This window comes from Brevibacterium sediminis, from assembly GCF_024895295.1.
Taxonomy (GTDB): domain Bacteria; phylum Actinomycetota; class Actinomycetes; order Actinomycetales; family Brevibacteriaceae; genus Brevibacterium; species Brevibacterium sediminis.
The window spans coordinates 554,457-577,798 of the sequence record NZ_JAHQRN010000002.1; the positions used below are offsets into that span (position 1 = coordinate 554,457).

23 protein-coding genes are annotated in these 23,342 nt (G+C 62.3%); 10 read left to right on the forward strand and 13 right to left on the reverse strand.

What is annotated here, in order from left to right; genetic code table 11:
- Nucleotides 1-26: 26 nt before the first annotated feature.
- The 9 genes from KTJ89_RS06875 to KTJ89_RS06915 form a co-directional block, all read right to left on the reverse strand.
- A complete protein-coding gene (locus KTJ89_RS06875) occupies nt 27-947 on the reverse strand; it encodes a hypothetical protein (protein WP_259357187.1) in 921 nt (306 codons plus the stop codon).
- A gap of 77 nt (nt 948-1,024) precedes the next feature.
- Complete coding sequence (locus KTJ89_RS06880; protein ID WP_259357188.1) at nt 1,025-2,746, reverse strand: phage tail tip lysozyme; 1,722 nt, start codon at nt 2,744-2,746, stop codon at nt 1,025-1,027.
- A gap of 64 nt (nt 2,747-2,810) precedes the next feature.
- The gene (locus KTJ89_RS19355; RefSeq protein WP_374990256.1) at nt 2,811-3,755 is read right to left on the reverse strand and encodes a hypothetical protein; all 945 of its coding nucleotides are present in this window, start codon (nt 3,753-3,755) and stop codon (nt 2,811-2,813) included.
- A 695-nt stretch (nt 3,756-4,450) separates the two neighbouring features.
- Nucleotides 4,451-6,232 carry a hypothetical protein gene (locus KTJ89_RS06890; protein WP_259357190.1) on the reverse strand — a complete coding sequence of 594 codons (1,782 nt, stop codon included), beginning with the start codon at nt 6,230-6,232 and terminating at the stop codon, nt 4,451-4,453.
- A gap of 139 nt (nt 6,233-6,371) precedes the next feature.
- On the reverse strand, nt 6,372-7,508 hold the full coding sequence (locus KTJ89_RS06895) for a YibE/F family protein (RefSeq protein WP_259357191.1): 1,137 nt from the start codon (nt 7,506-7,508) through the stop codon (nt 6,372-6,374).
- Nucleotides 7,505-7,804 carry a glutaredoxin family protein gene (locus tag KTJ89_RS06900; RefSeq protein WP_259357192.1) on the reverse strand — a complete coding sequence of 100 codons (300 nt, stop codon included), beginning with the start codon at nt 7,802-7,804 and terminating at the stop codon, nt 7,505-7,507. Before KTJ89_RS06900 ends, KTJ89_RS06895 begins: the two co-directional genes overlap by 4 nt.
- Before the next feature lie 46 nt (nt 7,805-7,850).
- On the reverse strand, nt 7,851-8,432 hold the full coding sequence (locus KTJ89_RS06905; protein WP_259357193.1) for a hypothetical protein: 582 nt from the start codon (nt 8,430-8,432) through the stop codon (nt 7,851-7,853).
- A 101-nt stretch (nt 8,433-8,533) separates the two neighbouring features.
- The gene (locus KTJ89_RS06910; protein ID WP_259357194.1) at nt 8,534-9,430 is read right to left on the reverse strand and encodes a tyrosine-type recombinase/integrase; all 897 of its coding nucleotides are present in this window, start codon (nt 9,428-9,430) and stop codon (nt 8,534-8,536) included.
- 62 nt (nt 9,431-9,492) lie between these two features.
- On the reverse strand, nt 9,493-9,714 hold the full coding sequence (locus tag KTJ89_RS06915) for a hypothetical protein (protein ID WP_259357195.1): 222 nt from the start codon (nt 9,712-9,714) through the stop codon (nt 9,493-9,495).
- Between the two features lie 639 nt (nt 9,715-10,353).
- On the opposite strand from KTJ89_RS06915, the gene KTJ89_RS06920 reads away from it, so the two are divergent.
- Nucleotides 10,354-11,544 carry a M20 metallopeptidase family protein gene (locus KTJ89_RS06920; RefSeq protein ID WP_172174271.1) on the forward strand — a complete coding sequence of 397 codons (1,191 nt, stop codon included), beginning with the start codon at nt 10,354-10,356 and terminating at the stop codon, nt 11,542-11,544.
- Here the strand turns inward: KTJ89_RS06920 and KTJ89_RS06925 are convergent.
- Nucleotides 11,530-11,709, reverse strand: coding sequence for a hypothetical protein (locus KTJ89_RS06925; protein ID WP_259357196.1), 180 nt, complete (start codon nt 11,707-11,709; stop codon nt 11,530-11,532). The two genes, KTJ89_RS06920 and KTJ89_RS06925, sit on opposite strands and share 15 nt — an antisense overlap.
- A gap of 279 nt (nt 11,710-11,988) precedes the next feature.
- Between KTJ89_RS06925 and KTJ89_RS06930 the strand changes: the two genes are divergently transcribed.
- The 5 genes from KTJ89_RS06930 (at nt 11,989) to KTJ89_RS06950 (ending at nt 15,452) form a co-directional block, all read left to right on the forward strand.
- Nucleotides 11,989-12,948, forward strand: a complete 960-nt coding sequence (locus tag KTJ89_RS06930) for a prenyltransferase/squalene oxidase repeat-containing protein (protein ID WP_259357197.1) — start codon at nt 11,989-11,991, stop codon at nt 12,946-12,948.
- Nucleotides 12,949-13,042: 94 nt separating this feature from the next.
- Nucleotides 13,043-13,990, forward strand: coding sequence for an intradiol ring-cleavage dioxygenase (locus KTJ89_RS06935; RefSeq protein WP_172173642.1), 948 nt, complete (start codon nt 13,043-13,045; stop codon nt 13,988-13,990).
- A 24-nt stretch (nt 13,991-14,014) separates the two neighbouring features.
- Complete coding sequence (locus KTJ89_RS06940) at nt 14,015-14,188, forward strand: twin-arginine translocase TatA/TatE family subunit (RefSeq protein WP_139468580.1); 174 nt, start codon at nt 14,015-14,017, stop codon at nt 14,186-14,188.
- Nucleotides 14,185-15,009 (forward strand): twin-arginine translocase subunit TatC, encoded by an 825-nt coding sequence (tatC, locus tag KTJ89_RS06945; RefSeq protein ID WP_253904001.1) that lies wholly within the window; start codon nt 14,185-14,187, stop codon nt 15,007-15,009. The genes KTJ89_RS06940 and tatC overlap by 4 nt, the downstream gene beginning before the upstream one ends.
- The gene (locus tag KTJ89_RS06950; RefSeq protein ID WP_139468579.1) at nt 14,997-15,452 is read left to right on the forward strand and encodes a twin-arginine translocase TatA/TatE family subunit; all 456 of its coding nucleotides are present in this window, start codon (nt 14,997-14,999) and stop codon (nt 15,450-15,452) included. Before tatC ends, KTJ89_RS06950 begins: the two co-directional genes overlap by 13 nt.
- 24 nt (nt 15,453-15,476) lie before the next feature.
- Here KTJ89_RS06950 and KTJ89_RS06955 read toward each other — a convergent pair whose 3' ends face one another.
- The 3 genes from KTJ89_RS06955 to KTJ89_RS06965 form a co-directional block, all read right to left on the reverse strand.
- Entirely contained in the window at nt 15,477-16,073 is a 597-nt protein-coding gene (locus tag KTJ89_RS06955) for a hypothetical protein (protein WP_139468578.1), read from the reverse strand.
- Between the two features lie 203 nt (nt 16,074-16,276).
- Nucleotides 16,277-17,533, reverse strand: a complete 1,257-nt coding sequence (locus KTJ89_RS06960) for a serine hydrolase domain-containing protein (RefSeq protein WP_259357198.1) — start codon at nt 17,531-17,533, stop codon at nt 16,277-16,279.
- 151 nt (nt 17,534-17,684) lie between these two features.
- On the reverse strand, nt 17,685-19,409 hold the full coding sequence (locus KTJ89_RS06965) for a biotin carboxylase (protein ID WP_259357199.1): 1,725 nt from the start codon (nt 19,407-19,409) through the stop codon (nt 17,685-17,687).
- Between the two features lie 184 nt (nt 19,410-19,593).
- Here KTJ89_RS06965 and KTJ89_RS06970 point away from each other — a divergent pair, with 184 nt between their 5' ends.
- Genes KTJ89_RS06970 through KTJ89_RS06985 form a run of 4 tightly spaced genes read left to right on the forward strand, consistent with a single transcriptional unit; the run spans nt 19,594 to nt 23,249 of the window.
- The gene (locus KTJ89_RS06970) at nt 19,594-20,043 is read left to right on the forward strand and encodes an FAS1-like dehydratase domain-containing protein (protein ID WP_139468577.1); all 450 of its coding nucleotides are present in this window, start codon (nt 19,594-19,596) and stop codon (nt 20,041-20,043) included.
- Entirely contained in the window at nt 20,040-20,483 is a 444-nt protein-coding gene (locus tag KTJ89_RS06975; RefSeq protein WP_139907283.1) for a MaoC/PaaZ C-terminal domain-containing protein, read from the forward strand. Before KTJ89_RS06970 ends, KTJ89_RS06975 begins: the two co-directional genes overlap by 4 nt.
- Nucleotides 20,480-21,589 carry a UDP-N-acetylmuramate dehydrogenase gene (locus KTJ89_RS06980; protein ID WP_139468575.1) on the forward strand — a complete coding sequence of 370 codons (1,110 nt, stop codon included), beginning with the start codon at nt 20,480-20,482 and terminating at the stop codon, nt 21,587-21,589. Before KTJ89_RS06975 ends, KTJ89_RS06980 begins: the two co-directional genes overlap by 4 nt.
- 10 nt (nt 21,590-21,599) lie before the next feature.
- The gene (locus KTJ89_RS06985; RefSeq protein WP_259357200.1) at nt 21,600-23,249 is read left to right on the forward strand and encodes a metallophosphoesterase family protein; all 1,650 of its coding nucleotides are present in this window, start codon (nt 21,600-21,602) and stop codon (nt 23,247-23,249) included.
- Nucleotides 23,250-23,342 lie beyond the last annotated feature (93 nt).

Here is a 23,342-nt window from a genome sequence, read left to right on the forward strand (position 1 = left end):
CGTCGTTGGAGAGAGGTGTAGTGCGATCAGGTCAGGCTGGGACCTGTGCTGTGTGCCTGGGGTTGAGGCGGCTGAGTGGATAGTGCGCTGAGGTGCGCGTCGGAGGCGACGGGGTTGCCTGGACCTTCGGGGTCGGTCGGGGCATCTTCGAGTGGAGTGACGGCTCCGAAGAATCCGTGCGGAGTCTCGGGAGTGAACTGTTCGACTGAAATAGTTGAGCCGAGGACAGTTTCTTCTTCGAGACGGAGACCGGGAGTCGCACAAGGGGCAGCCTCACCAGGGTCGAGGATCTCGATCTTGTGTTCCAGGAGCGTGTAAGTACCAGCGTCGTTGATGTAGTCTTGCGTTACTTCAGCGGCGTAGCCACTCTTGACTGCGATCTGAGCAAGCTTTCGATGGGCATCCCAGTCTCCCGTTTCGAGCTGGTGGCCGGCGGCGGCGAGCGTGGCACGGTTGTACGTGCGTTCGGATTCTGCAGGCGCGGTGGTGGTCGGAGTCGAGTCGGTGGTGCGGCGGTCTTGATCCATAGCTTGGGCCTTATCAATGAGAGTGGTGTGCCACTTGCGAGTGTCTTCACGAACATACGTTGCGCTGGAACGGCTTGCGTCGCTGCCGACTTGGGCGAGATGAGCGATGAACTGTGTCTCGTCACGGTCGAACGGGCGGCAGTCGAAGCCGTCGTTTTCGTGTTCCTGGAGCTTGTTGGCGATGCGCGTGTGCAATTCGCGGTAGTCCTCGAGTGACAACTCGCTGTCGGCGATGTGATCGTTCATTCTTGGGTCGTTGCGCACCTGTTCTTCGAAGTCATGGATCCCTCCGTCGACGAGTCGGCGCAGTACCCAGGCTTCGTTGCTTGAGAACGTGGTGAGGTCGGTCATTTTTCTCTCCTGCTCGCGGTGATGTGTGCTTTGTCTTCTCCTACTCGAGTAGTTCGTGTTGCTCAGCACACATCACCGAGAGCATTGCTTCCACCAAGTTACAACGTGAGATTGCCTGGTGCCTGGTGGTGTTTATGGTGATGTCTTCAGGCTTTGGATTCCTTGTCTTTGCCGTAGTACTCCCAGTGCCACGCTTCACAGTTTTTCTGCCCTTCGCGTGCCCAGGGCGGATGCTCCCAGCCGAACTTCTTGGCATTCTTCTGCATCCACTTATGCTGCGGAGAGCCGAATTTATTGATACCGCCACCGTAGTCAACGGCTAAAGCCCAACCATGGTTTGATTTTCCAGGGACGGCGGCTCGACCGGGACCGTATTTCTTGAAGAGGATCTTCTGCTCTGCGAGGTCTCTATAGGCGTCGGTGATCGCGATGTCAGTGTGGAACTCCTTCTTGTACGCCTTGTTCATCGCGATCAGAGCGTCGGTGGCATCCTTGCGGAGAAACTCTTCCTTGCTCTTGGGCGTCCAAGGGATCTTTTTGAGCTTGCTGGTCGGGATCTCTCCATTCTTGTGACTGCCCCACGGACCGGGGTTATGTCGACCGTCGTCGGGGACGTCGCCGCCACCCCCACCGGAGCCTCCACCGCCGTCGGTTTCGCAGTTGACGTTGCTGGCATTGCCATCGTCACTGTCATCGTTGTCATCGCCGCCGCCTTTTCCGCCCTTGCCGACGGCGTCCTTGGGGTCGCCCTTGGCCTCGGCCTGAAACGAGACGTGTGGATGGTCTTTGTGGTTCTGAGTGTCGCCACCCCGATCTGGCATCTTGCGCCAGCCCTCATCAGCGCGTTCGACGTTGTAGATCCGTTGGTACCAGATCACGTATTTGACGTTGAGTGCATTGTGATTGTCGATGACGAACTTCGCAATGTCGTCGCCGAGTGCCTTGCCGTCCTTGTTCAAAGGGACCATGAAGTCCACAGCGAGACCGGCAGGGTGACCGTTAGGGTCTCGTGACGAGTTGCCAGACCGGTATCCACCGACTCCCGTGATGCCGTCGTACTCGTCGTGGATGACCTCGGCGGCATCTTGAACGTGGGGTTTCACTTTGCCGAGCGGAAGTTGCTTCTTCTGAACTGTGACAGAGCCACCGGCAATGGCCTCATCGGTGTTCGTAGAAGCACTGGCAGCTTGGGCCTTACCGTCTGACTCCCAATTCTTCATTTCGTCGAACCACCTCTCGGCCTGCTTGATCCGATTGGGCATGTTGGGTGCTCCGGCCCGTTCCCATTTGTCGTGGAAATGCTTCGTTGCCGCGGTGACTGAATCGAGTTCTTTCTTGATCATGTTCTCGAAGATCTCGACGTCGCCTGGGTTATCACCCTTGGGATCCGAAATGAAGGACAACTGAACTTCGACCGTCCACCAGTCTTTGTTCTTCTTCTTGCCATACGATTTGAGCTTGCTGTTGCGATCGCCTGTCCATTGCCCCAGACCGATTCCTCCTGAGGACGATTCGGCCTTTTCGCGCTTCTTCGGCGACATTTTGTACGGGGAGTCCATGATGCCTTGCACGCTGGTGGGGTCGACGCCTGACTCCTGAGACCAGTTACCGAGGATTCCCGCGATATTGGTGTTTGACATTCCTTTATCTGAGAGCACCTCGAACACGGCCTTCGCGTGGGCCTTCTCATTCGGGTCGATATCACCGATATCGCCGACATCGCCTCCACCATTACCGTCGTCGCTGACCGGCGTGCATGCCCCGCTTGCGGCCATGAGTCCAAAAAGGATCGGCACGATGACGACGAGCGCGAGGAAGCCTGCACCGAGGCTGGCAGCACCCGGAAGGAGCGACTTGAGTGAAAACATGTCGAGGGCCTTTCGGCAATGACCACCGACCCCAAAGAGCAGGGCCGGTGGTCATCATGGTTGATTACTGATTCTTCTTGCGACGCAGTACAGCGAAGAGGACGAATCCGCCGACCGTCACGGCGACGAGAGCACCGAGACTGAAACCGACCGTGACACCGTTGACACCCTCACTGGCGGGTTCACCGGCCTGGGGCGAGCCGCCATCGGTGATCACGACTTCGTCGGTCTTATCGGGGGAGGGAGTGGACGTATCGGTGGGTTCATCGTCGGGGGCATCGTCGTCACGATCGACGAGGGTTGTCTCATCGCGTGGGGCCGGGCGCTGATACTGGTCTTCGTCGCCCTGTCCGGTCGGCAGTTCGGGAACGTCGCGAGGAGTGGACGGGGCGTTGTCTTCGAGATTGGAATCATCAGCAATATCCGGCTGATCCTTGTCCTCGTCGTCTTTGCCCTTATCGCCCTTATCGTCGCTACCGTCTGAACCTGCTTTGGGTTCATCGCCTTTTCCACCGTCAGCGCCAGCATCGTCGGCACTTCCGTCAGCGTCGGTGTCTGAGGATCCGCCATTGCTGTCACTATCGGCAGCCGGAGGCGGACCTTGAGCGTCTGCGGTCGCGTTATCGCCTGAAGCATTGGCTTCGGCTTCGGCTTCCCGATCACCGTTAGCAGCAGTGGAGTCATTACCGCCACCGGTCGCGTCACCCCGATCGTCATGGTGGCCGTTTGCACCATCGGATGAGGCGTCGTCGTCGGCAGACGTGCCGCCTGCGTCGTCGGAGCCATCGGCTCCAGCGTCGGACGCTGCGTTGGAGTCGGCTCCATCGGCGGTGGCATTTCCGGTGTCGTCGTCGCCGTTGCTGTCTGCGGTCGCGTTCTTGTCGCCGGGTGGGGTAGTGCCTCCACCGTGGACGGTGAACCAGCCGACCACCCACTCACCGTCGCTGTTCTTGACGAAATACTTGATCGTGACTGATCCCTCGAACGGCTTATCAGGAGTGAACGTCACTGAACCGTCGGGTAGCGTCACGAATGTGCCGTAGCCGTCGACCCTAACTGCAGGAGAGCGTTTGCCAGTCTTAGGGTCGACAAGACCAATAGATGTCTGGTCGTAGTCCTCTGGAGGAATGGCTGGCTTGACCGTCACAGAGTCCGAGTTGTCAGCGGGGTACTGGTGCTCCGAATCGGGCGGGGGAGCGGGTGCATCGGGATCCGGCTCTTCGCGGTCACCTGGATTCGTCGGGTCATAGGAATCTTCCTCGGGAGGCTCCGGGGAATCAGGCTCGTCACTCGGCTCATCGGTGGGTTCCTCGGTAGTTTCGTCGACAGGGACATCGTTGTCGAGTGGACCCTTTGGATCTATATCGTCTTTGGGGGCGGTGGGCACTTTGGCAGGTATCGAAGGTGCGCCAGCGTCCGACGGCTCGTCAGGCTTCTTCGCAATAGGAGTGTCGACTTTTGGCTGTTTGGAAACTGGCTGCTCTGGCTTCGGTGCAGGCTGAGTATCGACCTTTGTTGGAGTCTCAGATTCTGGTTCGGCGGACGGTTCCGCCTCTGGCTGCTGAGCAGGGGGAGTCTCTGCGGGCTGTTCTGTGCTTGGCTCATCGGCATGGGCCAATGAAGTCGCCAGAGTCGTCCCGGACGTTGCAAGCCCGACCGCCACTGCGGCGGCAAGAACGCGCCTCTTGGCGGGAGTTGGCTGTGTCATTTAGTTGAACCTTTCTCATTAGCGGTGACGACACCGTTGGAACCGCGCACGAGTGCGATGCCTTCGCTGGTGTAGCCGATGACACGATCTGGATCGGTGTAGGTGTGCTTGTTGAGGTAGTAAGTGCGTTCGGCTCCGGTTTCGGTGATTGCTGCGGCTCCGAGTGCGGTCGTGAAGTCTCCCTCGGTGGATTGCGCGGCGACCGTTCCGTCGTCGAGATTGAATGCAGTATTGCCGATGATTGCCGTCTCGAGACCACGACCAACTTTCCAGTCCATGGCGGTCGGTGATGCCTCAGATGCTCCGGAGACGGCACCGTCATCGGCGAGGGAGTGGACAACGACGTAGTTGGTTCCATCGACTGACCATTCCGCGACGGCCAGACCGTGACCGGCATTGATATGGCGAACAAACGTTGCACCCTTTGTCGGTGTGGCCAGGGTGATCGTGGTGGCCGCGTCTTTGTTCTTCCCGAAGGGCACGCTCACGAGTCGTGGTTTTCCAGACTCGACTTGGATGAGCGCGTGATCGTCAATGGCCACAGGAAGAAATTGGGGGTTGGTGGTGACCTTGACCGGGTCTTTCTCTCCGACGATGAGTGCTTCGATATCGCCGTCTTCGGTCGTGATCATCGGCGTTGTTCCGGTGACGTTGAGTTTCTGGTCTTTGCCGATCGGCCAGGTCTGAGTCTTGCCCTTTGCTGTGATGACTGTGACCGTCTTGTCGGTTCGAGCTGCGATTGCCGGTGTGTCACCGATGGTGAACTCTGCGGTGTATTTGATCGTGCCAGCGAGTTTCGCCTTTCCAATCTCGTCTCCGCTGCGGGTGTTAGTCAGGACGAGCTCTCCGCTATCGGGCGTGACGTAGGCGACCCCGGCTTTGAACCAGCCGAGAGCTGAGGCCTTATCTGCTGGCAGTTCCCACAGTTGCTTGTCATAGCCGTCGAGCAGTTCGGCGTCGGCGGGTTGAGCCACAGGTGCTGGTGTGAACCAGGTGGGTGAGGATGCGGGTTCGGGCTGGCGAGAGGATCCCATTTGCAGAAGACTCAGAATGAGGAGGCCTACTAGGAAGACAGCGAGGGCAGTGATGATGATTGGGGCGCGTTTGGCCCACGCCGGATCGGAGAAGCTGTTCTTTGTATTGGTCTGTGCGCGGGATGTCGACTTCTTCGTGGTGGCGAGTTTGATCGTGGCCCACTTGGCCTTGGCACGGGAAAGGAGGCGACCGATCCTTGTAGGGGTGTGAGGCTTGCTTGTGGGCTTGGGCGGCAGCTCGGGGACGGTGGAGAGTTCGACGGTGTCGTCGAAACTCTCCGGCTCGAGGACCAGCGCACGGAAACCAGGGAGTGCGGAGGTCAGTTCGAAGGAGTCGACGTTGCGGTTGGCCAATGACTGGGCAGCGGCCACGACGGTCGCCAAGGAGGATTTCGCGGCGATAGAGCCCTCTCCTGGAGTGATGATCGAGAAGTTGTGGAACTCGATTTGATATGTCGTGGGGGTCGCTTCGTTCGGGTCGAGGAGTTCGAGGTCGGTTGGCGTGACTCGCCACCGACTGGCTCGGAAGCAGACTGTGTCTTTTGCATGGATGGGAGCCAGTTCGATGATCGGGTGCCGGTTGTGGTGGCGTCGCCGGATGACGGCCAGAGCTGCATCGAGGGCGGGTTTGGACACGGAGACATTCGACCGGTCTTTGAGTGTGACCTCGGCGGTGACGATCAGCCCGTTTGGAGCTGTCTCACCGACTTCGATGTCTGGGGTCGTATCTGTGGTGTCGTGCATGTTTCTCCGCCTTGAGGGAAATCCTGGTTTCAGGTGTTGTTCCCCGAAAACTCGGGCGAATGTTTGTCAAGGAGGCCGGTCGTTTGCACATGAATACGGCTCCACACTCATGTGTGGAGCCGTCAGTGGGAGTGGAGGGTCAGTGTGTATGAAGCGGTGTCGGACCTGACTGTGTGGGAATCCGGGAGAGAATAAGCGCGAATGCGGTGGTGGCGGGCATGGTGACGATGATGCCGATGATGCCTGCGAGCATTTGTGTGAGAGTCGTGGCCACGGTGTCTGTTTGGAGGAACGCGGACAGAGGCTGATTGTACGTATGGGCGAGGACAAATGCTGCGAGGCCGGCGCCGACGACTGAGAAGCTGATCGTGTAGATCGCTGAGGCGGAATGGTCTCGTCCGACGGCGAGAGCTGTGGGCAGAATTGCTCGCCAGGTCTGGGGTGTACCTGGGGTGGTGCGGGAGAAGACGGTGGCGGCTTGGGCTGCGGCAATGTCGTTGAGGATGCCGACGAGCGCGATCAGCAGAGCGGCAAGTGATAGGGCTGAGAGGTCGATGTCGAGACTGGTGTAGGTCAGTGCAGATGCGGATTCGTCGGCTGGACCTAACTCGAGCCAGGTCGCGACCAGAGTGCCTGCGAGCATGGCAGTGGCGGCACCGCACATAGTTCCTCCCCAGGCGGCGAGGGTCTTCGTCGACAGTCCGTGGGTGAAGAACAGCACGCCGGTGAGGACGAGGACGATGCTGATGGCGGTGTAGAGCAGCGGGGATCCGCCTGTTGCAATTCCGCCGATGAGGAATGCCCAGATGAACAGCCCTGAGGCCAGAAGAGAGGCGATGGCTCGGATCCCTTTGCCTCCGACGACCAGGAGCACGAGTGCGATGATGATGATCGTGAAAATGGCGAGCTTCAAAGCGCGGTCATGGGAGTGGAACGTGTAGACAGTTTCGGAGTCGTCGGATTCGGAGGCGTACAGGATTGATCGATCGCCGTTATCCACGTGAGATAGCCACGCGTCTCGGAAGAGCATGACGTTGATCTGCTGCCCGGTGCTCAGGGTCCCGGTGGCGTCTCCGCACGGGACTTCGTCGCTGACGTTCTCGCAGTCGGTGTAGGACACTTCAGTCAGGACGGCGCTCGGGTAAGAAGTTTCTGTGGTGTTGCTGGGGTTTGGCCACAGGGCAATGGTGAGAGGAATGAGGGCCACAGCAATGACCACGACAACCGCTGTAGCGAGGCGGGTGCCGTGGTCAAGGCGGGTAAGGAGTGTTCTCATGCGCTCAGGTCTTGGGCGTGACTGGGCGGTTGGACGGCCGGTGATGGTGTTGCGGTTCTTTCAACTGCAATGGCTTCGGCAATCTTGTCGGGCCGGAGACCTGACCACGAGTCGGTCGGGGTCTCGACGTAGGGTGCTTCTCGGTGACCGGCGGCTTTGATTTCCTTGAGCTTGTCGAGATTTTCAGGGGCGGAGAGGTCCTTGACGTTCGGCGAGAAGCCAGCACCTTTAAAGAAGCTGATCGTGCTTTCACACTTGCCACAATGCGGGGCCGCCCACACGGTGATGTTGGACATTGGTTCCTCCTCGGTTCGGGTGGTCATGGTGTTCACCTCGGGTAGGTCATTCTGGTTTGTTGGGATTCCAGTCGTGGGGGTTCTCAGCTACGACGCGATCGCTCTTATCGCGTTTGGCCTCCTGCTCAGAACCGTCAATGACGAGGGTGTAGAACTCTTCCTGGCCGTAATCGTTGTCCTTGCGGATTCCGTAGGACAACGTATTGGCCCACCACCCAGCCCAGGTCAGCGCCTGGGCTGCGCCGAGAACGTCGTCGCGGTTGTCCGGGTATTCCGTATCCTCACCAAGAAGAGTCGAGAGAACGGTGTATCGGTCACGTCGTGCACTGTCGACGAGTCCGGACGAGACCATGCGGTCTGTTCCTTCGAGCGAGGGAAGGTCATGCTCGGTTTCGAAGGCTTCAGTGTCGAGCATGAGCTGATTGAGGAAACTCTTTGTGTCGGCAGTCCGTTGCTCTTTGAAGCACTTGGGACAGATCATTCCGTTCTGATCTTTGCCCGCTTTGGTGGCGTAGAAGTCAGACCTAGCAGCCTGTGCGCGCCTCGATGGTGGCACCTTCGAGAGATCGGTGCTGGCGGTATGGCCGCATTTGTATTTGACGGGGTAGTGAGTGGGAATCTTGCTCATCACGGTTCCTTTGTCTCGTCGTGGACGTGTGCACGAAGTTCGGGCACACGCGATGTTGGTGTTTGTCGCGGGATATATGACGGGTCTCGCTACGCTCGTGACTAGGAGATTGCTTGTCGCCGGAGAGCCTGGATCTTGTCGCGGTGGCCAGCCGGTTCTGGCAGGTCGTCGACCAGCTTCCTTAAACGGCTGCTGGAAGCTTTGGTGTAGATCTGGGTCGTAGCGACTGAAGCGTGGCCGAGGAGGTCACGGAGACCCATGAGGTCGGGGTTGAGCTCGAGTGCGTCAACGCCGAATCTGTGTCGCAGAGAGTGGGCATTCCTCCCCGGTTGAAAACCGAGCAGATGCCGGATTCGTCGTCCGATTGATCGGGGCAGCATGTGACCTGAAGGGTTCTGGTCGGAAGGGAAAAAGTATCCGGCCGGGAATTGAGGTAACAGGTCCTGCATGAGGGGGTGGAGTGGTACAAGGCGTTGCTTGTTTCCCTTGCCGAGGACCCTTAGTTCTTTGGTCGGGAGCATGACGTCGTCGGAGTGTGCGCGGGAGATCTCACCGGCTCTCATTCCTTGAAGTTCCCCGAAGAGGATCATGAGGACATCAATGGGTCGGGTTGCTCGCTCGATTGCTCTGTGAATGTCGTCGAGGGGGCAGGGGTTTGGGATGCCGATGCTGTTGCGCATCTTGGGGAGTTTACGGGCGGGATTCTTCTTGATCTTGCCGATGGTCTCGGCCCACTCGTAGAAGACGCTGAGAGTGGACCGAGCTGAGCGTTTTGTCGAGATCGCTGGTCCTACGTCTTTGGAGAGCCATGTGTGGAAGTCGACGAGAGTGAGCTTTAGGACTGATTTGTGGTTGGTGGTGTCTTGGGTCCAGAGCATCAGTCGTTGAAGATAGTACCCGCGCAGTTCGACGGTATGTGGGGAGCGGTAGTTAGAGAGGGACGTGGTGAAGGAGTCGTGAAGTGCCTGGTGGGGCTTTGACAGATCGCGGGCGGACATGGAATCTCACTTTCGATTAGGGGAAGTGAGATTGTTTTTAGCATTAGCGATTAGCTGTCCTACTACCGGGGTCGCGCAGACAGGGCCCCGAAGATGAAGAAGCCTAGAGTGCCGCCGATCGCTGCGAGCCAGAGCGGACCGGAAGACTCGACCAGGAAGATCTGAAGGAAGGAGGCGACAGCTAGTGCAGCGCAGGCGAAGAACGCGAGCCTGACGGCTATTCCGAGGATTCCGATAAGCAAAAATCCGGCGAGTACTAGCGCCACGATGACTCCGATGTTCATGTTCGCGTCTCCTTGCCTTTTGTGCTGGTACTAAGTGACATACGTTACTACTCGTCACTGACATGGCACTATGCTCGCGCTACTACTGGAAGAGCACCGCGGCTCCAGTCGTCGTATTCCCGGGTGGGTGTTAGCCACAGTCCGCGCTCTCCGAGCACTGTTCGAGCTTCTCGCCGGGCGGTTGGGTCTCCGGTGATTCGAACGTCCATTTCCTCAACGTACTGGCCCTCGTGCATACCGCTGGTGTGCGTACCTGACCTGTCGATGAGAGCGAAAGTTAAGGCTGAGTAATCGATTCCGGCCCGAGTGAGCATCGATCGTACCGAGCCGACCGTGAGATGTTTGGCCGTCATCGTCCGACCTCTTCGGCGAGAAGATCGACAAGAGCCATACTCCAGGCGGCAGCGAGTAGTTGTCCACCGGCGAGCGGAATATGATCACCGATTAGTTGGGCAAAAGCGGCCTCTGTCGTGAATCCTCTAATCGTGAGGTCGGGGGATCGAGTCCCCCTCCCGCTACCGATCAACTCCCTCATCAGGATGACGAATCCGATGGGGGAGTTTCTGTATTCGGGAACTCCCCGAGACGGTATTGCGCGACTCCTTCCGGCCGTGCCAGTCTTGCCGAGTGAAGCACACAATGACTCCCGATTTCACCAGCGAATCCCACGCACTTGCCGATGACCTGCGCGAACTGCGCCGCGACCTGCACCGGGACCCCGAAATAGGACTCTATCTGCCGAAGACCCAACGTCGGATCCTCGACGCTTTGGAAGGTCTGCCGCTTGAGATCACGCTCGGTCAGGAGCTCAGCTCGATCGTAGCCGTCCTGCGCGGAGCGCTCCCCGGCCCGACGGTGCTCCTGCGCGGGGATATGGACGCTCTGCCCGTCGACGAGGCGACCGGACTCGACTTCGCGTCGACGAATGGGAACATGCATGCCTGCGGGCATGATCTCCACGTTTCAGGACTCGTCGGAGCCGCGAAGCTGCTGTCCGCTCATCAGTCCGAGTTGAAGGGCACGGTGGCCTTCATGTTCCAGCCCGGCGAGGAGGGGATGGGCGGGGCGAAGATCATGCTCGAAGAAGGAATGTTCGACACCATCGGCCAGAAGCCCGATGCGGCTTACGCGATCCATGTGGCACCGGGGGTGCCGGGAACCTTCGTGACCAGACCGGGTACGATCATGGCAGGGGCGAATACTCTGCACGTGACGATGCACGGCAGCGGAGGCCACAGCTCGCGACCGGAGGATGCTGTCGACCCGGTGCGTCCGATTCTCGAATTCGGACAGGCGCTGCAAACGATGGTCACCGGATCATTCAGCGTGTTCGATCCCATCGTCGCCCAGGTGACGCAGTTGGAAGCGGGGGAGGCCGTCAATGTCATCCCCGCCTCGGCGAAGCTCGGAGCCTCTGTGCGCACGCTCTCCCTCGAGTCGACGCGAAAATTCCCCGAGCGCGCCACACAGTTGGCGGAGTCGATTGCGGCCGCACACGGGTGCACGGCCGAGGTGGTGTGGACCGAGCAGTATCCCGTCACGGTCAACGACGGCGCCGAAGCCGACTTCGCTCTGAGAGTTCTGGCCGATCGTTTCGGTGCCGAGCGGGCGGTGCAGGTGCCGGACCCGCTCATGGGTTCCGAGGACTTCTCCTTCGTGCTCGAGCAGGTGCCCGGTGCTTTCATGTTCTTTTTCGTGACGCCCGAAGGCATCGATCCGGGGTCGGCGGCAACGAACCACTCGCCGGAAGTCCAGTTCGACGATGCGCACCTGCCCGACCAGGCTGCGGCGCTCGCAACCCTGGCCTGGGAGCGGTCACTGCGCGGATGATCGGGTCGGTTCCGCCTCATCGGCCGAGCCTGTGGGAAAGCCGGAATCCTCAGGTTTCGGAGTCGTCCGGAGCGCAGTGACGATCATCGCGATGAATAGGATCAGTCCGATGAGTACCGCGAGGCCGAGGAGGATGAGAAGAATGATTCCGATTGAGAGGGTCATTTCACTCCTTCGCTGTGTAACAGCTTGATGCGATCAACACCGCCGACGATACTGCGCTTGGGACTGCCCTTCCATGGGGATATCCCGAAGAATTCGTTCTGTGCCACTGCCGGTCGCAGCCCGCAAGGGTGATCGGGCGTGCTCAGCGGTGTCAGCACGGCACCAAGCGCCGCCTCGGCGATGAATCATTCACCTGTCTTCCACGGACCGGGGTATGGTCTTCGCGCGATTCGGCGCCTACTCTCGAAGTGACTGTTCGACCGACGTGGGAGATCGACGATGATCAGCACAGAACTGTCCGACTGGCTCCTCGACTCGGACCCGGCCCTGCGCTGGCAGGCCGAACGTGACCTGCTCGGAGCAGAGGAGACGACCTGGCAGGAGACCCGCGCACGCGTGGAACACGAAGGCTTCGGCGCAGAGCTGCTGGCCTATCAAGACCCGGACGGACAATGGGCAGGCGGGGCCTTCTTCCCCTCCGACTTCGCATTCGACGACGAGGGATCACAGCCGTGGACTGCGACGACGTGGGCTCTGAAGGACCTGCGCGAGTGGGGACTGACCGCCTCGGCGTTGGAGGGAACGGCAGAGAAACTCGAATCCGCACGTTGGGAATACGAGAACCTGCCCTACTGGGGCGGGGAAGTCGACGTCTGCATCAATTCCTGGACGCTGTCGAACGGCCTGTGGCTCGGCGCCGATGTCGACGGCATCGTCGACTGGTTCCTGGGCCACCAGCAGCCCGACGGCGGATGGAACTGCGAATGGGTCGAAGGCTCGAAGGTCTCGTCGTTCCACTCCACCCTCAACGCCCTCGTCGCGCTGCTCGATTATCAGCTGGCTACGGGCGACGCCGCGCGTGTGCAGGAGGCCCGAGCCAGGGGAGAGGAGTACCTGCTGTCGCGGGACCTGTTCCGCACGCGCAGCACCGGTGATCCTTTCGACGGCCGTGCCCTCGCTCTCTTCCACCCCCGACGCTGGTTCTACGGAATCCTGCCTGCACTCGACTACTTCCGCGAAGCGACGAGCGCGGACGGAAGCGCCCCTGACCCGCGAATGGAAGAGGCAATCGGGAAGGTCCGAGCCAGACGCTCCGACGACGGCACCTGGACTCAGGACCACCGCCTTGACGGCGACGTCTGGTTCCACGTCGACGCTCCGGTCGGCGAACCCTCGAAATGGGTGACCCTGCAAGCCCAGCGAGTCCTCGACTGGTGGGACGGAACACAAACCGACTGAGCATCCACAGCCGCGGCCCAGAAACGCCACAGTCCCACGCCAGAGCCGGTCACCACGATGGTGTCATCACACATCATCGAAGGAAGGACAGCTCATGGCTCGCGTACCCGAACCGGACCAGACCCCCAACGGACCCGCCTACGAAGGCAGGCTCCTCGACCGTCCCGACGAGGAGGTCGTCGACCAAGGCGCCTCCTTCGACATCCGCACCCTCTTCAGCCGACGAGGAGTACTCGGGCTCGTCGGCGCCGGTGTCGGCACCATGGCCCTGGCCGCCTGCACCTCCGGGGCCGCGGGATCGACGAAATCGAGTTCGAGCGGCAGCGGATCGGTCACCGAGATCCCCGACGAAACGGCCGGTCCGTATCCGGCGGACGGATCGAACGGACCGGACATCCTCGAAGACTCCGGAATCGTGCGTTCGGACATCCGCTCGAACATCGACGGGACCAACACCGTCGACGGTGTGCCCCTGACATTCACCCTCAAGGTCACCGATATGGCCGGTGACAATGCTCCATTCGAAGGCGCAGCCGTCTACGCCTGGCACTGCGACGCTCAGGGCCGTTACTCGATGTACTCCGACGGCGTCGAAGACGCGACCTGGCTGCGCGGCGTCCAGGTCGCCGATGCGGCAGGAGAAGTCACCTTCACCTCCGTCTTCCCCGGCTGCTACTCCGGTCGTTGGACCCACATCCACTTCGAGGTCTACCCGGACGTCGATTCGATCACCGATGCCGAGAACGCCATCGCCACCTCGCAGATGGCCCTGCCCGAAGACGCCTGCAACGCAGTCTTCGCCCTCGAGACCTACGACGGATCGGCGAAGAACCTCTCTGCCATCTCCCTCGACGACGACAACGTCTTCGGTGACGACGGAGGAGAGCACCAGCTCGCCACGATCAGCGGCGACACGGACTCCGGATACACCGCCACGCTCGATGTTCCCGTCGACACCGACACCGAACCGACCGGCGGCGCAGCCCCGGGAGGCGGCGGTGAAGGACAAGCTCCACCCGACGGCGCCCCCGAAAAGCCCTGACAACTCCGAGAAAGGCTCACCATCATGCTGCACAACCTCACGGGCTGGCACGCCCTCGTCATCCTCGCCATCATCATCCTCGTCTTCGGCGCAGCCAAGCTGCCTGCACTCGCCAAGAGCCTCGGGCAGTCCGTGCGCATCCTCAAGGACGAATCATCCGACTCACGGGCGGGTGATGAGACGGAACCCCACTCATGAGCACCGCCGCGGAGAAGATGCCGCTGTCCGCGCACCTGCGGGAGGCGCGGACACGGGCGGTGCGCGCGGCGGTGGCGCTGCTCATCGGCACGGTCATCGGATATCTCACCTCGGATTTCGTGATGGACGTCCTCCGGGCCCCGATCACCGAGCTCGCCGAGTCCCGCAGCGCTTCGCTCAACTACGACAGCGTCACCGGCGCCTTCGACCTTCAGCTGCGCATCGCCGTGTACTCCGGGATCGTCCTCTCCAGCCCGGTGTGGCTGGGAGAGATCTTCGGATTCCTCACCCCGGGACTGACGGCGAAGGAGAAGAAGGTGACGTTCGGCTTCCTCGGTGCCGCAGTGCCCCTCTTCGTCGCCGGCTGCCTCACCGGCCTCTACGTCTTCCCCCGGATGGTCGAAGTGCTCACTTCGTTCGCCGCGAGCGAGGACAGCACCATCCTGCAGGCGTCCTACTATTTCGACTTCGTGTTCAAGATCGTCATCGCCACCGGCGTCGCCTTCGTCCTCCCGGTCTTCCTCGTCGTCCTCAACTTCATCGGCCTGCTCCCTGCACGATCGATCGCGAAGGCCTGGCGAGCCGCCATCGTGGCCATCGTGATCTTCGCCGCACTGATCACCCCGGCCGCCGACGTGCTCTCCATGTTCTTAGTCGCGGCCCCGATGGCGCTGCTCTTCCTCGCTGCGCTCGTCATCGCGTGCATCCACGACCGGACCCGAGGCTACGGCCGGATGGTCGGTGATCCGCACGTGGAGGAGGAACGGTCCGGGCGAGTGCCGATCCCGCCAACGGAAAGGACTCGGACATGTTCGGCCTGAGTTTCGAGAAACTGATCATCGTCGGCATCTTCGCTGTGATCGTCATCGGCCCACAGCGGCTGCCCCACTACGCGCAGAAGCTCGGCGAGTTCGCCCGCCTGCTCCGTGCCCAGGTCGATACGGCGCGGACTCGGGCCGCCGAATCGATGGGCGCCGAGGACTGGAGAACTCTTGATCCGCGACAGTACGATCCGCGCCGGATCATCCGAGAGGCGCTGGACGAACCGGGCAGCGCCCGGAGCTCGGAGACTGCTGCCCCGGGTTCGACTGAGCATTCCGAACGTGCCCCGGGCGGGAACACTCGATCCCTCGCCGAGGCGGCCGGCAGCGTTGTCATCACCGGTTCGTCCGGACATCCGCGGAGACGATTCGTCGCCCGCACGGCCGAAGGTCGTACGGGCGACGATGAGCGTGCAGTCGCAACCTCAGGAACCGATCGATGACCAGGGGAGGGGCCGCCCCGGTGATCAGTCCTTGAAGTCGAAGTCTTCCTTGTCGATGCCGGGGAACATGAGTTCGTACTTGATCATCTGATCCTTGTGATCGACGATCTTCACGGTGCCGAAGTACTTCTTCCTGCCTTTGTACGCGTCCTTGTCCTTGACGGTGACCTGGCACGATTTGAAGCCGTACCACTCGCGGAGCTCCATATCGGAATCGCACTTGGCTTCTTTGACCTTCCAATCGAGCTTGTTCTCGAACAGGTCGATGAGGTCGGCCTCGATCGACGAGGCGGGCACGATGCCGTTGCCCTTCTTGTCGATCTTCATCCCGTCGTCGCTGGCCCAGTTCGTCGTCTTCGCAGCATCGGCGAACGGATCGGTCGATTTCGTGTCGGTCGGCTCCGCCTCGGCGGGTTCGGATCCCGGGGCCTCGGCCTCTTTCGATTCGACAGCACCTCCGCCGAATCCGCCTTCTTCGGTCTGCGGGGCCTCGGACTTCTGATCCTCGGCGGGCTTGTCCCCTCCGGAGCCTCCGCAGGCGGTCAGGGACAAGGCGAGAACGGTTCCAGCGGTGGCCGTCAGCAGGCGGGGCATCCAGGTGGACCGGCGAATCGGGGTCATCGTGTTTCTCCTTCGCACTCAGGCGATCACAAACGTTGTCGATACACCACGATTCTGCCACGGCCGGTTGCCGCGAACCCCGGTTCGGTGTGCGGATCCGGCGACACCTGTGGCGATTCGGGCACATCCGCACCGGGAGATGGCCCCGGGTCCGGTGGCGGGAGGGAGCCGGATCCGGCCTGCTCCACGGCGATCGGCTCCGGCTACTCCGCGGCAGGGGAACTGACGGCCTTCGCGAGAGCCTCGAATGCGCGGATCGTCGGGAACAGCTTCGTCGCATCCTGCGGCAGCCCCCAGCTCGAGAGCTTGACGCCGAGGACGTTGGCACCCGGGTTCATATAGATCATCTGCCCGTGGATGCCGAGGGCGAGGAACGCATGAGAATCGGGGAACGGGAACCAGAACTGGTTGTGATACGCCCCGCCCGGCATCCGATTGTCTCCGGGCCCATCGGCGAACGCCTGACGCACATCCTCGGAGGTGGTCAGCGTATCGCCGATCCACGTCGTCGGCGCCACCTGCTGTCCGGTCAGCGACTGCCCGCGGTTGGTGTAGACGTAGCCGAATCGGGCGAGATCGCGCAGAGTGGTGTTGATTCCGCCGTCGAACATCCCGACCCCGTACTGGTCGGTGGCGATGATCGCGTCCTGTTCGGCGCCGATCCGAGACCACAGCACCCGCGACATGAGCGACTGCATGCGCTCGCCGGCGATCTTCTCGCACACCCATCCGAGCACATCGGTCTCGCACGACCGGTATTCGAAGACCCCGCCGTGCTCGGACTTCGCCTCCAGGGTGGTGAGGAACTCGTACATGCCGATGCCCGGGTTCTCCCGCTTCGCCTCGGACCAGCCGATCGACTCTTCGATCTGCCGGACCTCGGACTTCGGGTCGAGGTAGTCCTCGGAGAAGCGGATGCCCGACCGCATATCGAGGACATGGCGCACGGTCGCCCCCGCATAGCCGGACTCGGCGAGTTCGGGCACATAATCGGTGACGAGGCGGTTAGGGTCGAGGTCACCCGAACCGGCGAGCACCCCGGCGACAGTGCCGACGAGCGATTTGGACACCGACATGAGCAGATGCTCGGTCGACGCGGTCATCTCCCCGAAGTACTCCTCGGTGAGCACGGTCCCGTTGTGCATGAGCATCCAGGCATCCGTGTCGGTGGATTCGATGACGCTGCGGACGCTGCGGGCCTCCGAGTACTCCGTCGCGGGAACCTCGACCTCGCCGAGGTCCTGTGGATCGGCGGGCAGCTCGGCCACAGGACCGGTGCCCCGGGAGATCGGCGTCGTGGGAAGGACCCGTGCGACGTTCTGGAACGACCATCGCACATTGTCGGGATCCTGCCAGTTGTCCCGGTCGATTCCGGCCGCCGGATCGACGGGAGCCGATGGGGCCACGGTATGGTCGGTCGGGGGAGCGGCCGCGGTCTGGTCCGGTGACGGTTCGATCACTCTTCTCCTCTGATTCTCGCATCGGTCTGTCCGCGGAACGGCTCCGCGGACGGCAGCTGGGAGCCGCCTCGGGTCGTGTTGAGATTATCACCGAGGCGGCTCCGCGCTTCGCGTATATCTGCCCTTCGCGTACAAGAGGGCGGCGCCGGGCTCAGTCGCCTTTGGCTCCGGGTCCGCCGAGGGCCGGCGACGGATCGTCGGCGACGACCGGAACTCCGGCGTACATCGCCCTGATCGAATCGATGAAGTGCTTGGCCCGGATGCTCAGCGCATCGGGTCCGCCGACGTTCGTCTGCAGCGGATTCTTCGTCACCAGGACTCCGAGGTCCGCGCCCTTCCACCGGTAGTCCCCGGCCCCGAAGATACGCAGGAAGAACACCTCGCTGCCGTTCTGCAGGGGGTGCCAGTCGAGTGCCGCACGTTTGTACGTCAGCGTCCCGTACTGGTCGAGATAGTACTGACCGGTCAGCGGGGAATGCGTGATGTACTCGGTGATCGGAGCCGTCTCCTTGATGATCATCTGGCTCCACTCGTCGGCGCCGGAGAGTTCCTCCCACCGCTCATTGATCTCGGTGACATCGAGATCGAATTCGACGTCGAGGTATTCGAGCAGGTGAAACAGGAACAGGGGCACATCGGCATAGGCGCCTGCCGTGACGTTCGTGATCGCCGAGGCCCCGGAGATGCGCGGATTGAGCTCACCGAGGTAGCAGTCGTCGTTGTCGAGATCGACGAGGACATCGACTTCGAAGAACCCGCGATAGCCGCGTTTGCGCAGGCCTTCGCCCATCTTGCGCACGAGCTCACGGGTCTGCGCCCGCTGCTCTGCGTTGAGGACATCGGGTTTCATCTCGTTGCCGCACCAGCCACCCTTGTACGGGGTGAGCTCGGCGAAGCCGGCCAGCTCTGTCAGATACGGACCGACGACGACACCGCTGGAGGTGATGACCGCCTCGACGGCGACCGGAGTGTTGTTGATCCGCTTCATCACTTTCAGCTGCTCGCCGATGATGTCGTCCTCGTGCGCCTCCCAGCCCGAGGCATCGGAGATGAAGAACGTCGTCTTCCCGGAATCGCCATACGGAGTCTGCACGACGAGATCCGTGCCCAGCCCCGCCTCGGCGGCCCGCTCATTGAGATCTTCATAGGTGTCGGCGGTGGTCAGCACGTTCGGGACGGAGAACGCACCGGCCTCATTGCCGAGTTTCGTCGTCTCGATCTTCGAATCGAGCTGATTGCGCAGGGCTGCCGACGGCAGGATGAGGTCGTAGCCGAGCTCTCGGCAGATCCGCTCGGTCTCCTCGTCGAAGAAGACCATCGCGACCTTGACCCGCTCACCGTGGGGGACGTTGCGCGTCATATGGGCGCGCACCTCGGCGTTGAGCAGCAGCCAGTTGTTGATCGCCTCACCTGATTCGAACTCGACATAGGGCTTGTAGCGCGGGGAGAAGACACGCGGATGTCCGCCGTCCCAGCCGTCGTAGTAGGTGATGTACGAAAAGTTGCGCACCCACCGGTCGAGACCGAGCAGGTTGAACGGAGTGGCTCCGACGAAGAAGATCGGGGTTTGATCCGTGCGGAAGAAGTGCCGGACCTCGGAGACGTTGCGCAGCGGTCGACGCAGCTGAACTCTGTCGGCTTCTTTGCCGGCGTAGGCGGCGTCGGTGGCCACCGCCACTTCGACCTGCGGCGGGTCGACGTCGGCGGGTGCCGGTGCCGGATCAGAACCGCCGGCTGCTGGTGCAGGCGCAGCGGGGGCGCCGGGGCCAGGTGTGTGCGGTGAGGGGACCGCGACTGCGTCTTTGACTCGTGCGCCGGGCGTCACCGTCTGTGCCTCGGGACTCTTCGGGTCAGCGCTGGGGGATTCGTTCGTCATCGCACTACTCCTTACCAAATGTGATGTGGACAACATATACCAGTTTCGAAGCCATGAGCCCGATGGTGCAGCAATTGTGTGAACCGGATACGAACGCGCGATCAATTCTTCGCCGGTGAGCCTCATCCTGAGGCCGTGCTTTAGGCTGGTGTCGATACCGACCCCAGTGGAAGAGAGAGCGCATATGCCGGTGAATACGGAGAAGCAGGGGGCCACGTTCTCCCTGCCTCAGCCCTATGAGGTCTCCAGGGAGGCGATCGCGGAATTCGCGCTCGCCACCGGAGCGAAGGCCGATTACCATTTCGACGCCGAGGCGGCCACCGCGCTGGGCTACCGCGACGTCGTCGCCCCGACCACCTTCGCCGTGATCATCGCGCAGAAATCGGAAGCCGCCTATATCTCCGACCCGGAATCGGGCATCGACTTCTCGAAGGTCGTCCACGGCTCCGAACAGTTCTCGTTCAACCGTCCCATCGTCGCAGGTGACTCCCTGTCCGCCGTCACTCACGTCGACGGAGTCCGGGCCGCCGGCAGCAACGCCATGATCACCACCCGCACCGAGATCACCGATGTCGCGGAGCAGCCCGTCGTCACCGTGACCTCGACCATCGTCGTGAGAGGAGACGGAGAATGAGCGCCATCGACTTCTCCACACTGACCATCGGAGACACCGTCGTGGAATCGGAGATCCCACTGTCGCGTGCCTCCCTCGTCGACTATGCCGCAGCCTCGGGCGATCACAATCCGATCCACTGGAACGAACGTTTTGCCCGCGAAGTCGGCCTCGACGATGTCATCGCCCACGGGATGCTCTCGATGGCGGCGGTCATCGCTCCGGTGGCCGAATGGCTCGGCGACCCGGGTGCGATCGTCGACTACCGGACCCGCTTCTCCGCCCCCGTCGTCGTCCCCGATGCCGATTCCGGATCACCGGCCACCCCGACGACCTCGCTCAAGCTCACCGCCACCGTCGGCGCCGTCGACCCTGCCGTCGGCACGGCCCGCATCGACATCTCCGTGAAGTCCGGCGAGGCAGATGTCCTCAGCCGCACGCAGGTTCGGATCTCGGCGTGACCGAAGCCCACCCGCAGGAACTCTCCGGCTTCACCACCTTCCGCCTCGGCGGACCGGCCCCGCAGGTCACGGTTGCGAACACCCGAGACGAACTGCTCGATTTCTGCGCCGCCCACCCGCTCGAACTCAACGGTCAGGAACGGTCCCGCGTCTTGTTCATCGGCGGCGGATCGAATCTGCTCATCGCCGATGCCGGATTCGACGGTGCGGTCTGCGTGGTCCGAACCACCGGAGTGGAGACGACCCAGACCACGACGACCGACACCCGGGTCACCGCCGAGGCGGGGGAGGACTGGGACGCCTTCGTCGCCCACACCCTCGACCTGGGGCTGTCCGGGCTCGAAGCACTGTCCGGGATCCCCGGGTCGGTCGGTGCGACCCCGATCCAGAACGTCGGCGCCTACGGCACGGAGGTCGGCGAGCTCATCTCCTCCGTCGAGGTCTTCGACCGGGTGTCCGGTCAGATCCGCCACCTCACCGCAGTCGAACTCGAATTCGGCTACCGCACCTCGGCGCTCAAGCGCGCCCAGATCGCGGCCGGAACCCCGCAGTACGTCGTGCTCTCGGTGACCTTCGACCTCCAGCGCAGCGACGAGTCGCTGCCCGTGCGCTACGCCCAGCTCGCATCGTCCCTCGACGTCGAGATCGGCAGCCGCGTCCCGGCCGCACGAGTGCGCGAGAACGTCATTGCGCTGCGCAGGTCGAAGGGCATGGTCCTCGACCCAGCCGATCACGACTCCTGGTCGGCGGGATCCTTCTTCACCAACCCCATCGTCGAGAACGCCGAGATCCTGCCCGCCGAAGCTCCTCGCTACCCGGTGACCGACCCGCTCAGCGGAGCGAAGATCGAAGGGAAGACGAAGACCTCAGCGGCCTGGCTGATCGAGCATGCGGGGTTCTCCAAGGGCTTCAGCCTCGGTGCGGGACTGGCTTCGCTGTCGACTAAGCACACCCTGGCGCTGACGAATCGGGGACACGCGAGCACGGCCGATGTGATCGATCTCGCGTCGACCGTCGTCGCCGGCGTCGAGGACGCCTTCGGCATCACCCTCGAACCCGAACCGACCTTCATCGGCTGCTCCATCGACGACGGGAAACGTCCTTAGACTGGTGGCCGTGTCATCACGACGGAGAATCACCGCACTCGTCATCACCCTGACTGCGGTTGCGCTTGTGACCCTGCCCTGGGCGCTGTTCACCTCGCGCGCCGATCTCACCTTCGGCCCGCATGAGGCGCAGTACCGGATCACCGCGGATTCCCGACTCACCGTCGACTTCGGCCCCCTGGGCAGACTGCTCGTCCCCACCGAGGATGTCATCCCTCTCGGACTGGGACTGCACGTCGACATCGGAGAGATCCCCGTATCGGGTGATTCCGGTGACGACGAGCGACCTGCGGCCGATCCCGCGGAGGTGGCGGACCCCGGCGGGGGAAGCGTCGACGCCCTCGGCGGCGACATCGCCTCCTACGCGTCGCTGTTCTCGGCCCCGCAGGCGCAGATCGACCAGGTCATCGACGGACTCAGCCAGGAGATCCTCACGCGATGGGCGCTGGCAGTGTGCATCATCACCGGGGGACTCGTCGGTCTGGCCCTCTTCCTCGGGCCCGCCCGGGTCGACACCATCATCCGCGCCTTCGTCGGCAAGGAACTCCTCGCCATCGGACTGGTGCTCGTGCTCGTGCTCACCGGACTGGGCGCCGTCGTTCTCAATCGTCCGAAGCCGATCGCGGCCGATCCGGCATTCGAGGGCACGCCACTGGCCGGATCCCAGGTCACGGGCCGCCTCGGCGGCATCATCGACACCGCATTCGGTGCGGTGCAGGACTTCGCCGACGACAACGACGCCTTCTACGACGAGGTACTCGCAGCCCTGCGGGCGCAATGGAACGACCGCCCGATCACCGGGAACTGGACCGATCGGGGACTCGTCCCGACTGCCGGAGTCGGCGCACCCGCTGCCGACGGCGGCGAGGGCGAAGGGCAGAAGGGTGTGTCCACGTTCGTCTACGGCTCCGATATCCACTGCAATATCGGAATGGCCCGCGTCGTCGGTGCGGTGGCGGAGATGAGTCGGGCCGATGCCTATATCGACGGCGGAGACATCTCCATGACGGGCACCTCGGCCGAGAACTACTGCCTCGACGTCGTCGACGACGAATTGCCGGAGAAGCTGCCGCGCATGATCGTCAAAGGCAACCACGATTCCATGGAAACGACGCGGCACGCGAGGGCGCGCGGGTGGAACGTGCTCGAGGACTCCAGCGCAGAGATGGCAGGGGTGACCTTCTTCGGTGCCGCCGACCCGCGCCGGACCGTGTTCGGGTCCGGTCCGCAGCTGGAGACCGACCTCACCGCCGACCAGTACGCGCAGCGGCTGCGAGACGAAGCCTGCCGGGCCGATTTCGACATCATGCTCATCCACGATCCCGCCGTCGGCGGACCGAGCCTGCGCTCGGGCTGCGCCGACTACGCTCTCAGCGGACACTGGCACCGACGGGTCGGACCGGAGAACTTCGGTTCGGGAACCCGCTACGTCAGCTCGACGACCGGGGGCGCACTGGCGAACGCCCTGACACCGGGACCGCTGAAGATGAACGCGGAACTGAGCATCATCCGCGTCGACAATGAGACGAAGCGCCCCATTGACGTGCAGATCATCACCGTCACACCCGACAGACAGGTGCAGATCGACCCCTGGGTGCGATTCCCCGAACCCAGGCCCCTCGTGGGCCAGCCGCCTGTCGATGAGCCGGTGGGTGAGTGAGCGTCGACACGTTCGAGACATTGCTTCGGCACTCGGTTCGACGAATAACGGTCGAGCACGGTATGCTCGTTTCTCGTGGTCGGACACCACAGG